Origin of the sequence: Roseimarinus sediminis, assembly GCF_050433125.1 — a bacterium.
GTDB classification, from domain to species: domain Bacteria; phylum Bacteroidota; class Bacteroidia; order Bacteroidales; family Prolixibacteraceae; genus Roseimarinus; species Roseimarinus sediminis.
The window spans coordinates 80,285-92,558 of sequence record NZ_JBNPXV010000014.1; the positions used below are offsets into that span (position 1 = coordinate 80,285).

Annotated in this window: 5 protein-coding genes; all 5 read left to right on the top strand. The window is 50.4% G+C overall.

Annotation, left to right across the window (positions count from 1 at the left end; genetic code table 11):
• The first annotated feature begins 113 nt into the window (after positions 1-113).
• The 5 genes from FHS86_RS15910 to FHS86_RS15930 all read left to right on the top strand — a co-directional run bounded on the left by FHS86_RS15910 (position 114) and on the right by FHS86_RS15930 (position 12,129).
• Positions 114-989 carry a hypothetical protein gene (locus FHS86_RS15910; protein ID WP_429415924.1) on the top strand — a complete coding sequence of 292 codons (876 nt, stop codon included), beginning with the start codon at positions 114-116 and terminating at the stop codon, positions 987-989.
• Between the two features lie 231 nt (positions 990-1,220).
• A complete protein-coding gene (locus tag FHS86_RS15915; RefSeq protein WP_429415925.1) occupies positions 1,221-2,654 on the top strand; it encodes a hypothetical protein in 1,434 nt (477 codons plus the stop codon).
• Between the two features lie 229 nt (positions 2,655-2,883).
• Positions 2,884-9,165 carry an Ig-like domain-containing protein gene (locus FHS86_RS15920; RefSeq protein WP_429415928.1) on the top strand — a complete coding sequence of 2,094 codons (6,282 nt, stop codon included), beginning with the start codon at positions 2,884-2,886 and terminating at the stop codon, positions 9,163-9,165.
• Positions 9,166-9,173: 8 nt separating this feature from the next.
• The gene (locus FHS86_RS15925) at positions 9,174-10,109 is read left to right on the top strand and encodes a PorP/SprF family type IX secretion system membrane protein (RefSeq protein ID WP_429415931.1); all 936 of its coding nucleotides are present in this window, start codon (positions 9,174-9,176) and stop codon (positions 10,107-10,109) included.
• Positions 10,110-10,128: 19 nt separating this feature from the next.
• Positions 10,129-12,129 carry an OmpA family protein gene (locus FHS86_RS15930; protein WP_429415933.1) on the top strand — a complete coding sequence of 667 codons (2,001 nt, stop codon included), beginning with the start codon at positions 10,129-10,131 and terminating at the stop codon, positions 12,127-12,129.
• Positions 12,130-12,274: the final 145 nt, after the last annotated feature.

Sequence of the window (12,274 nt, forward strand, 5' to 3'; positions counted from 1 at the left end):
GCCAGAAAACGATTAAAGATTTTTCTAATGACTAATGACCAATGACTCTTTTAATGACCAATGACTTTTTTCTAATGACTATTGACGAATGACTCACTAACAACAGCGCAATGATGAGACGAAAAATAACAACACTGATGCTTGTCGCAGCACTTCTGCTACCGGCACTGCTTGTGCAGGCGCAGAAAGTAATCGACGGGTACAATCCCTTCACCTTTCTGAACCTCGACGATGAGTCGAAACTGGCATTGTCGGATGTGGTCGAAAGCTCGTACCATTATTACCAGCTTTCGGGCGACCCCAATTACACCCTGCCGTCCACCTTTGTGTGGTATGTCGAAAACGGTACCATGGGCACCTACGACGAGGCCAGCGACACCTGGACACCGCTCGTGGGCACCAGTCCCATTAGCAGCGGGGAGAGTTACGAGCAGCAGGGAGTGACCCTCGACGGGGTACCCAACTCATCGGGTATCTGGGTGAAGTGGGAAGGCAGCGCCGGATCGACCGGCTACATTGCAGTGTACGAGCGGAGTTCCGACAATTGTGTGTTCGAAAACCAGATTACCGGTTTCAAACACAACATCCTGGTGCCACCCGAAGTGTGGTTCCTGGTTGACAATCGGGAGGAGTGTTCCGACCAGATTTACTCGGTTACAGCACAGTTTAGCCAGGTACACGATAATTCGTTTCCTTACACGCTCACCTACACCTATCCCGATGCGCAGGGGATTCCGGTACAGGTGGACACCACCGTTGTGTTGACCGACCTTGTTGATGATCAGCTGACCTGGGATTTGCCGGCTGTTGAAGACCGTGATGTGACACTCGACGAGCAGTACACCATCACGCTGAACATATTACGCGACCGTTACGGCTCGCTGGGCTACATTGCCCCGCTGGGTGCCATTGCCGGTCAGCACGAGGCATTGACCCTCACCATCTTCCACCTGCCACAAACCGGCGGTATGACGATGGATGGATTGTAGATTAACGATTGAGGATTAACGATTGAAGACAAAAGACAATAGATAAAAGACAAAAGATTGAAGATTTAAGACAAAGACAAAGACAAAAGATTGAAGACAAAAGACAATAGATTGAAGACTGGAGACAAGCAGTTGGCTTTAGCCGAAGAATAAAAAGAGTGAATAAGAAGAAAGATACAAATAAGTAAAATAAAAGTACCATTTCCCCCCTTTAGGGGATTTAGGGGTATTATGAACATTAGAGCAAACATAGCGCAACTCATTTTACTGGCAGTATTCCTGCTGGCAGGATCGTGCTATGCCTTTGCCCAAAGTGTTCCCATTCCTAACCCGGCGTGGCCGCTCGACAGTGTGGTGAACGGTTCGGTGCACTATTTTGAGGTGCCCGGCGACCGCAACTTCGACGATCCTTCAAGGTTTGTATGGACGGTGGATGGCGGACGTCTCTTCATTGACGAAGACCTGACGGTAATGGCCGGCGACGGCAGCACCGCTACCGTAAACGGGAATGCGCAGAATACCACCGGCATGTGGGTGATCTGGGACAGCTTTGACCAGCCCCTCGATACCGGTTACATTTATGTTTACGAAATATCGGCCGATGGCTGTCAGCGCGCCGACGATGATCCCGGGAAGTACCAGGGCATGCGTGTGAAAGTATCGGCACCGCCCGACGTTTACTTCCTGACACAAAGCACCGTGACCTGTTCGAACGAAGAGGGAGTGCTGGTTGACCTGGTGATTGACGGCATGCCGCCTTTCGACCTGAAATATGCCCTTAACGAAGTGGAATACGACATGCACATTCTGCCCGAAGATATGGTTGACTCCGATTACGACGGGGAAGTGAACAACATTACCTTCCTGATCGACGACTATACCGGAACCACAGTGGATAAGGAATACACGCTCACCCTGATGGAAGCATCGAGTGGCGGGGTGATGGGGAACATCCTGCTTTACCCCGAACATACGGTATATGCCTACGTGCAACCTCCGGCACCGGTAATCAGTCCCGACTGGTTGCAGGTAACCACCGGACAATTGCACCGTTACGACCTGGCCGATTCGGGGGTCGATGCAGCCACCTGGTTCTGGGAGTTGCTTGATCCACTGGGGAATGTGGTTTTTGAAGCCTCGTCGGATGTGGAGCCGGGGCTCGACCTGCGTTTCGACTATGGCATTGGCGATTTTACCCTGGTAGCGTATTACCAGGCGCAGAATGGTTGTATTAGTCTGACCGACTCAATGGTCATTGAGGTGTACGACCTGCCCACGATTGCCTTTGCCGACGAGAGCCCCGACATTACCAGCTGCTCGGAAGTGTCGATCAATCCGGGGGAAGTATTTGAATTTATTGTGGAATACGAAGGGGCACTCACCTACGATTTTGCCTACGAGGTATACGATTACAACGGAAACTTATTGTTTCAGACCCTGAATGAATACCAGAGCGGACGCAGGGTGTTGATTCAGATTCCGCACACCTTTATCAACCCCGAGCTCACCAATGAGGCCTGGAAGGTAAGGATTGTGAATGCGGTGAATGAAGAAGGAGTGGATGTGGAAATTTTGGATGCAGCCATCGAAGGCGGAAGGGATGAACGCTTGATCATCATCCATCCGAAGCCGGTGGTGAACGACGATATTAACTTTGCCAATTAAAGGCAGCAGTGTGTGGCTGCGCCGGCAATGGTAAGTAAGAAGGAAGAGGCAGCGCCCGGGCAGGTTGGAGGCCGGGTAGCTGAACGCAGCCACCGCCCATGCGGAAGCCCCTGGCAGAAGCGACCGGAGGGAGCTCCCTGCAAGGGGACTGGAGCAGGGCGGCGGCAAGGGCACTACCGGACGGAAACCGGCTGCCCGCCAACTAATTTTTAAAAAGAAAGTAAACTGAGTGAAGCGATTTTGGGGAAATAGGATTTTGATGGGGCTGCTGCTGCTTTTGCTGCCTGCTGTTGTGGTGCATGCGCAAAAGAAGCGCTATGTGCAGCAGAACTCGATCCATGCCTTGTCGGTTCCCGATAACCCTGACTATTCGTTTCACTGGACCATTAACAACGACCTGGGCGGAATGGTGAATGTGCCGGGCACCTCGAATGTGACGCACAACATTCAGTGGACGGAGTTGACCACCTATCACGTAAGCGTGATGCCCATGCTCGACTCGGTGAGCTGCTACGGTGAAGCGGTGAGCCTCGATGTAGTGGTGGTGGAATACCTTTCGCTGCATACCTTCGACGATATTTATTTTACGGCCCAATCGACGCCGGTAAGCGGCAATGTGGGCGAGAACGACGTGGACGAAACGGGAGCCGGCATTTATTTTACACCAACACCCGTAATAGCCCCTCAGCATGGCAGTCTTGACCTGTTGCCCGACGGCAGCTTTACCTATACGCCCGAAGCGGGTTTTACGGGCATCGACGAATTTGTTTACGAAGCTTACAACGACCATGAATATCCCATGTATTCGAATGCGCGCGTTAGCATTGTGGTACAACCCGCCAACCAGCAGGCCGATGTGGAAGTGAAGAAAACGGGGCCCGAAAAGGCACTGTTTGGAGAAGACATCCGCTATCGGCTCATAGTTAGCAACAAGGGACCGGCTACTGCACGCAATGTGACCCTGGTAGATACGCTGGCTTTTGGCCTTTTCGATCCGCTGTACCGCATCGATGGTGACTGGATGCCCTGGGAAGATGAACTGGCCCTTGGCGACCTGCCTGCCGGCGATTCGGTGGTGGTGTACATTGAGGCCCATATCAGCGATTTCTCGCCCGGCATGTTGTTCAATCAGGGACTGGGCCGATCGGAAACCTACGACCCGGTGTACCGCAACAACGACTCAATTTGGATTACCCGGGTTTCGGCCATCTATGTCGACCTGCCGGGCTATATTTATGTTCCCAGCTGCGAAACCTATGTGCTTCCGGGCAACAGCAACGATGCCAATCTGCGCATCCAAAGCTACCAGTGGTTGCCGGCCACCGGTTTGAGCGATCCCAATATTGCCGATCCGGTGTTTACGCCCGACACGTCCACCATCGGGAAGACAACCATGTATATTTTGCAGATTACCGACATTGAAGGCCACATTGCTGCCGATACCACCTACATTGTGGTGCCCGAAGTTCCGGTGGCCAGCATCGAAGCCGACACCATGGTGATGGATCGTGGCACTGCGCTGAGCATTCATGGCGGTGCCAGTACCGGCGACGGCCTGCAGTTTGAATGGCAAAGTAACGATGGGAGCATTGTCAGCTTTTTGGATGAAGATTCCATCGTGGTGGAAAGCATTGGTCATTATTACCTGACCGTGACCGACAACCTGGGTTGTACTGCGATCGATTCGGTGGTGGTGCTGTATGAATCGCATCCGCCGCTGGCCGAAAACGATTGGGTGGAAATTGTGGCCGGAACCGATTCGACCATCAATGTATTAAGCAACGACAGCGATATCAACCTTTTCGATCTGGAGGTGAGCGAAGTGGTGACACCACCGCTTCACACGAGTTATTCGTGGAATGCCGACGGAAGTTTCACCCTGGAGCCCGATGCCGGTTACTGGCAGTTGGATAGTTTGGAATACCGGGTTTGCAACAACGGGTATCCGGTGCAGTGCAGCACGGCCTGGATTTTCATCGACAGCAAGCGTCCGCCGCTCAATACCGACATGAATATCAGTAAAAGCGGTCCGGAAATTGCCTTCAGGGGCGATACCATCGAATACCGGCTGGTGGTGTCGAGTGCAGGTCCCGATACCTCGGTGGTGACTACGGTGTACGACTATCTGAATGAGGGTTTCTACAATGCTCAGTTTAGTATCGACGGGGGACAGAACTGGAAGGTATGGCCCGACAGCCTGCGTTACACCGACAGCATTCGTCCGGGTGAGGATGTGCTTACCATCGACATCAGGGCCAATGTGCGCGCCAATACCGATCGTTTCATTGAGAACACGGCCTGGGTGGTGATTCGCAACATGATAGAAAATAATCTGGAAGATGATACGGCACGTGTTACTTCGAAAATGAAGGAACTGGTGCTGGCCGAAGCCGGTCGCGACACCACGCTGGGCTCGTGTGCCGATGGTGTACTGCTCGACGGGACGGCCAGTACGGGTGAAAACCTGACCTACCGTTGGTCGCCTTCGACGCATCTGAGTGGCATGAACAGTGCGCAGCCCTATTTCACCGTGCCTCCGGGCTATGGCGCCTTTAAGTACTACCTGACCATTACCGACGACGACGGGATTAGCGATACCGATTCGGTGACAATTAACGTATTGCCGCCGCCGCTGGCCGATGCAGGGGAAGACCTTTTCCTTGAGAAGGGCGATACCATTGCCCTGAGCAGTGCCGGTTCGTCGGGCATGCTCGAAAAATATTTCTGGCACACCAACAACGGATACATCCTGCCCAGCACCATCAACAGCAAGACGGCTGCCACCGATACCATTGGTACCTATTACCTGACCGTGACCGACAGTGCCGGCTGCAGCAATACCGATTCGGTCAACGTTTACTGGTATTACTATCCGCCCTTTGCCATCCCCGATTATTACAGTACCCGGCCCGGAACAGCGCTTACCGGAGAAAATGTGCTCGACAACGACCACAATCCCAACGAGGAGGATTTCCTGTTGACGGCCACACCAGGGCTGATAAAAACGGTGAACGGGGGAAATGTGGTGATGCAAAGCGATGGTTCGTTCCGCTATACTCCGCCCCTTGGCTTTAATAACAATGTGGATGCCTTTAGCTACGAGGTGTGCAACGATGCCGTACCACCCCGTTGTTCGTACGGCTATGTGCAGATTACGGTGAATAATCCGACCAACAAGGCCAACCTGAACATTACCAAGGAAGCACTGAATAGCGAAGTGCTCATTGGCAAGGAAAACGGAGCTGAATTTAGACTCAGTGTAATCAATCATGGTCCCGATGAAGCTGCCAATGTGACCATTACCGACAGCCTTTCGCAATTTTTCAGGAATGCACAGTACAATTACCGTAACTCGGGATGGAGAACCTGGGATGGTGATTTCGTTTTGGGAACACTGGCGGCCGGAGACAGCACTGAAGTGTTGCTGCGTGCCACCGCCACCAACGATGCGCCGGGCAAGGTGTTTAATGCGGCAACTGTTGCCTCGCGTACCTACGATGATTGGTATGACTGGGGTGAAGTGGAAAATCGAAACGTCGATACGGCTTCGGTGAAGATATCGAGTGACCTGATTGCCGAGGCACAGTTGGTGGAGATGCTCCCCAGCGATAAAAATCATGGTGATGCCACCCTTGGTTTTTGCGACAACCTGTCGTACCTGAGTGCCGAGGGCAGTGAGAGCTCGCTCGAGATGAGCTATGAATGGTCGCCGGCAGCCTATGTGATGAGTCCCAACGGGATCACCACTAAATTCAGGCCGCCGGGCAACGATACCACCATTGTGTTTACCCTCACCGTTCAGGCAGGCTACAGTCTGGCCTTTGCCTCGGTGGAAGTCCGGTTTTCCGAAGAACTGATTGCCGATGCCGGTCCCGACCGAAAGATCAATGTGGGTGAGACCCTCACCATCGACGGAACGGGAAGCAGCGGTGCAGGTGCCGTGTATTCATGGTACCAGGGCAGCAGGGAAATTACCAGTTTTGAAGGTGGAAATCCCTTGATGCCCATTGTTGATCAGAGTGGTTCCTACGAATTGTATGCTGAAGATCAGCATGGTTGTACGGCCGACGATCAGGTGTTCATTCGTGAAAACAATCTCTTTGTGGTGAGCGACTTCATTGTGGTGGTGGCCAACGACACGCTGCATGCCAATGTGCGTACCAACGATTACGACCCCAACGGCGACAGCATTTATTACACCAGCATTGTATTCGACGGTCCCTTTAACGGTACCTTGCTCGATCATCCTTTCGACGGGGCTGTAAATAAATCGGCCCTGGCTACTCCCAATAAGATTTCGGAGGGCGGCTGGTTTTCCTATGTGCCCGATGCCGATTTTACCGGCTACGATTATTTCACCTACGAAGTGTGCGACGACAACGATCCGGACCTGTGTATCCGGGGTATGGTGTACATCAGGGTGATTGATGTGGTGCTGCCCAACAGTCCGCCGCTGGCCAACCCCGACTACCTCTTTGTGAACCGCAACGATACCGTGTTGGCCAATGTGATGCACAACGATTACGATTTCGACGGAGGCCGGATCAGCATGAGTGAAATCGTGGTGGAACCATCGTTGGGAACCGCCGAGTTCGTTGGAAATGGAATGATCCGTTACATTCCCGATGAAGATGTTTCGGGCATCGACCATCTGGTGTACCGCATTTGTGATAACAATACAGGCAATCAGCTGTGTGATACGGCACGTGTGACCATCAACATTCATAAAATTGAAGAGGAAAATCACCGTCCGGTGGCAGTTGATGATGCCTTTTATGTGGTAGAAAAGGAAATGAGTGGCAATCTGTTGCGCAACGACTATGATCCCGACGGCAACCAGATTGAGCTGGTGTTAAGCATGGCCACCGAGCCCTTGCATGGGCGCTTCCGACTGAATAGCAATGGCGACTTCACCTATCAGCCCGATTTAGGTTTTGAAGGCACCGACCAGATGACCTATGTGATCAGGGAGCGTAATACCGACGAAGGCTACGAGGCCATCGCCACCGTGTATTTTACCTCGCTGGCCGAAGAACGTTATGTAACCGATTTGGCACTGGTAAAAACGGCACCGGCCGAAGCTGTTTCGGGCAGTACCATTGTGTACCGTCTCGATTTGAGCATCGACGGACCTACCCTGGCCAACGACATTGTATTGTCGGACACCCTTTACAACGAGTTGAGCAACTGGCAGTATTCATTCGATAGTCTGGCCTGGAGCGACTGGCAATACGATACCGACTTTGAGCAGATGATGCTTTACGATGATACCACCCTTTATGTGAGGGCACGCATTCCGGTACGCTATGCCGGCGACCTGGTCAACATTGCCTGGGTTGAACACGACATGAACGAGCTCGATGAAGAAAATAACCGGGCCGAGGCCACTACGCATGTGTATCAGCAGGTGATTGCCGATGCCGGACGCGACACCATACTGGGGTCGTGTGCAGGGGTTTACCTGCTCGATGCCACTGCCAGTGTGGGACTAGGACAGTTGCAATACAAGTGGTCGCCTGCTCATCTGCTCGACGATCCGACGAGTGCAACTCCTGGTTATGCGGTCATTCCGGAGCAAACTGTCGAATTCACCGTGGTGGTGAGCAGTAGTGTTGAGAATTTTAGTGGCAGCGACACAGCTCGTGTGCTGGTTCAGGTAGCAGAAGAACCTGTGGCCCGTGCCGGCAACGACATCAATCCCGATAACAGCAATGCGGTGTTGCTCGACGGATCAGCAAGTACCGGATCGGGCGCCATCAGCTACCTTTGGTGGACTTACGACGAAGAAGGCAATGTGGTGGAAGTAGCCAACACCCCTACGGTTACCGTTGATAAAACCAACAGTTATTTCCTGACTGTGACCGATCAGTTTGGCTGTACCCATACCGACCGTATGAACGTGACCTATCCCATTGACCAGTTCATAGCCGTTGACGATGAGATAGAAACCTGGCAACAAATGCCGGTCGATATTTATGTATTGCGAAACGACATTATTGACGAAGACGACGATTACGATCTCGATCTGCTGATTGTTTCGGAAGAGCCGTCACATGGTACCATCGTTCCGCGTCCATACGATTCGTTGTTTACCTACATCCCGGAACCTTACTTCACCGGTCGTGATACTTTTGTGTACATTGCCACCACGAAGAATTATTCCGATCAGGCCATGGTTACTATTTTGGTGAAAGAAAAACCACCGGTGGTACCCGATGCCTTCTCGCCCAATGGCGATGGTATCAATGACTTTTTGCTGATCGAGAACATCGAATTGTATGAAGAGAATACCTTGGTCATTTTTAACCGCTGGGGCAACATTGTATACGAAAGCACTTTGTACAGCAACGATGAGCCCTGGGATGGTGTTGCCAATAGCGGGGTGAGGGTTGGAACCGGTCCATTGCCCCCGGGAGTTTACTTTTATATACTCGATTTGGGGAACGATGATCGTTTGAACCAGCGCATTTTTAAAGGAAATATTTACATCGCATCAGATAACAGGAGGTAAGTTCTTTAATGCTGAAAAAATTAAAATACCTATTGATCGTTTTGCTACTGCTGGTAGCCGGGCTCGCCATGGCCCAGCAGGAAGTGATGTATACCCAGTACATGAATCAGTTGCTCTCGATGAACCCTGCCTATGCAGGTGCCAAAGGAGTGACCAGCGCCACCATTGTAGCCCGCGAACAGTGGGTTTCGTGGGAAGGGCATCCCAGCACGCAAACCATTTTTGTACATTCACCCCTGAACAACGAAATGGGTGTTGGCGGTTCAATTATAAACGATAAGATTGGTGTTGTGAACAGTACCGCTCTATTTGGCGATTATTCCTATACCATTACCTACCCCGGAGAACGCTACTTCTCGTTAGGATTGAAAGTAGGATTCAGTACCTATCATGCCGCACTGAATGAGCTGAATGTGGGTGGACTGGGCGATCCCAACGATCCGGCACTGATGTACCCGATCAAGCGCAACTTCATGCCCAATGCCGGTGTGGGAATTTATTTCTCGAGTCCCGATTTTTATCTTGGCTTTTCGGTTCCCAAGTTAATCGCCAACCGGATTACTGAAGAAGATGTTGAAACAGGCACTGTTAGCCGCGAGCAATTGCATTCATTTTTTATGGGTGGATATGTGTTTGATGTCAATAGAATTCTTAAATTTAAACCCTATTTCATGGTGAGGGCTACTCCCAATGCCCCGCTATCGGTAGACTTAACTGCCCAACTGGTGTTTATTGATAAGTTGTGGGCAGGTTTTACCTATCGCCTGGGCAATTCATTTGGGGTGATGTTACAGGTGCAATTAACTGAACAGTTGAAGCTTGGGTACGCATACGATTTAACGACAACGGCACTAGGTGCCTATAATTCAGGAACTCATGAAATACTGCTGGGATTTGACTTCAGCTTCGGACGAGGCAGGGTAAGGTCGCCAAGGTATTTCTAACTTTTGTAGTATTATGCAGATGGAATTAAAGAGATATATAGGGTTAACAATTGTAGTTCTGTTCCTGTCAACTTTTGCTCACGGGCAGAAAATTACCATTAAACTGGCAGACAAAGCATTTCACGATTTCTCATGGAGGGAGGCAATCGACCTCTACACTTTTGCACACGAGAAAGATCCTGAAAATGTATATGTGATCAGAAAACTGGCCGACAGCTATCGCTATCTCGGGAATACCGAGATGGTTGAAAAATGGCTGTCGATGCTGATCGAATTAGGGGAAGAACAGCCCGAAGATTTGTTCAACTATTCCATGGCCTTGAAAACCAATGGCAAGTACGATCTCTCGGAGGAATATCTCAAGGAATATTCAAAGTTAAGTCCTGAAGACGGAAGGGTAAACCTCGAGCAATCGTTGCTCGATTACATCAACTTTCTGGTACAGGATTCGGCCCGCTACGAAGTGGAAAGCCTGCCTTTCAACACCAAGGGTGCCGACTGGGGACCTACCTTGTACAAGAACCAGCTGGTTTATGTTTCAACAGGCGATCCCGATGAAAGCAGGGACATCAAATACAACTGGGACCAACTTCCCTTTCTCGACATTTATTCGGTTGAAATTGATGAGTACGGGAATTATTCAAAGCCTGACATCTATGCGAAGGAGCTGATGACTTCATTTCACGATGGTCCGGCCACCTTCGATACCAACATCGACCGGATGTATTTCAACAGTAACCGAACCAATAAAAACACCAACCGGGTAGACGATGCCAATAACCTTCAGATTTATTATGCCGACCTCGAAGATGGCAAATGGGAGTTAAAAGGTGGATTTAAGTACAACGATGCCCGCGATAACTATCGCCATCCGTCGATCGATGCCAGCGGCGATGTGCTTTATTTTGCCTCCGACCGCCCCGGCGGAAAAGGTGGCAACGACATCTGGTGGTGTCGCAAACAAAATGGAGAATGGGGTGAACCCGTTAATTTGGAGGAGATCAATACCGAGGGTGAAGAAGTATTTCCCTTTATTGCCAGCGACGGGGTATTGTATTTTTCATCCGACGGACTGGGGGGCATGGGTGGCCTCGATATTTACATGGCCCTGCCCGACCGGGGTGTGTTTACCTCTTATGAAAATATGGGTTATCCCGTGAATACTTCGCGTGACGATTTTGGCTTGGTACTTGAAGAGACCGGCATGAGCGGATATTTTTCTTCCGACCGCCCGGGTGGCCTGGGGCACGATGATATTTACCAGGTCGACATTCTTTACGTCCCGGTACAAATAAGGGGTGTGGTGCGCGACCGAATCAATACCTATGAACTCGAAGGAGTAAAAGTAGCACTGCTCGACGAAAACATGGATACCGTTGAAGTAGCTTATTCGAAAGAAGATGGCGAATTTGTATTCAGCGCTTTCAAACAACGAAACTATAAACTGGCAGTAACGAAGGAAGATTATCTCCCGGCCGAGAAAGAAGTTTCGACCTACAATAAGCTGCCCAATGAAAAAATATTGGTTGAAATCTTTATCGAAATGAATTTCGACCTGATGGATCAGCCCGACCGACTTGAGCCGCTTAGCCTTGAAAAAATTGGTGATGATGAACTGCAAATTATACAAATCGAACACATCAACTATGCATTCGACAGTGATGAAATTCTGAAAGATGCAGCGTACATTCTCGATAAAATGGTTGATATGGTTAGTAAATACCCCGATCTGGAGGTGATCATCGAATCGCATACCGACTCAAAGGGTAGCGATGAATACAACCTGCGCTTGTCGAAACGACGCGCTGCATCGGCCTATGAATACCTGGTGGATAAAGGAATTGAACCAACAACCATTGAATATACAGGTTATGGTGAAACCCAGCTACTGAATCATTGCGACGATGGAGTGGATTGTATCGAGGAAGAACATGCCATTAACCGACGTTCGATTATTAAACTGGTGCGCAGGGGCAAATACAAAACCAACCGGAATGCACGAAGCCTGTTCTATTTCTAGGAAAAGGGAGACAAAAGACTGAAGGCAAAAGACTGAAGGCAAAAGACTGAAGACAAAAAGATTATAGACTGAAGACAAAAGACTATAGACAAAAGACTATAGATTATAGACTATAGACTGAAGACTGAAGATAGAAGGTTGGATG

Bases quoted from the DNA above. Each gene is read 5' to 3' on its own strand.
- FHS86_RS15910 (WP_429415924.1), top strand. From the start codon at position 114: ATGAGACGAAAAATAACAACACTGATGCTTGTCGCAGCACTTCTGCTA.
- FHS86_RS15915 (WP_429415925.1), top strand. From the start codon at position 1,221: ATGAACATTAGAGCAAACATAGCGCAACTCATTTTACTGGCAGTATTC.
- FHS86_RS15925 (WP_429415931.1), top strand. From the start codon at position 9,174: ATGCTGAAAAAATTAAAATACCTATTGATCGTTTTGCTACTGCTGGTA.
- FHS86_RS15930 (WP_429415933.1), top strand. From the start codon at position 10,129: ATGGAATTAAAGAGATATATAGGGTTAACAATTGTAGTTCTGTTCCTG.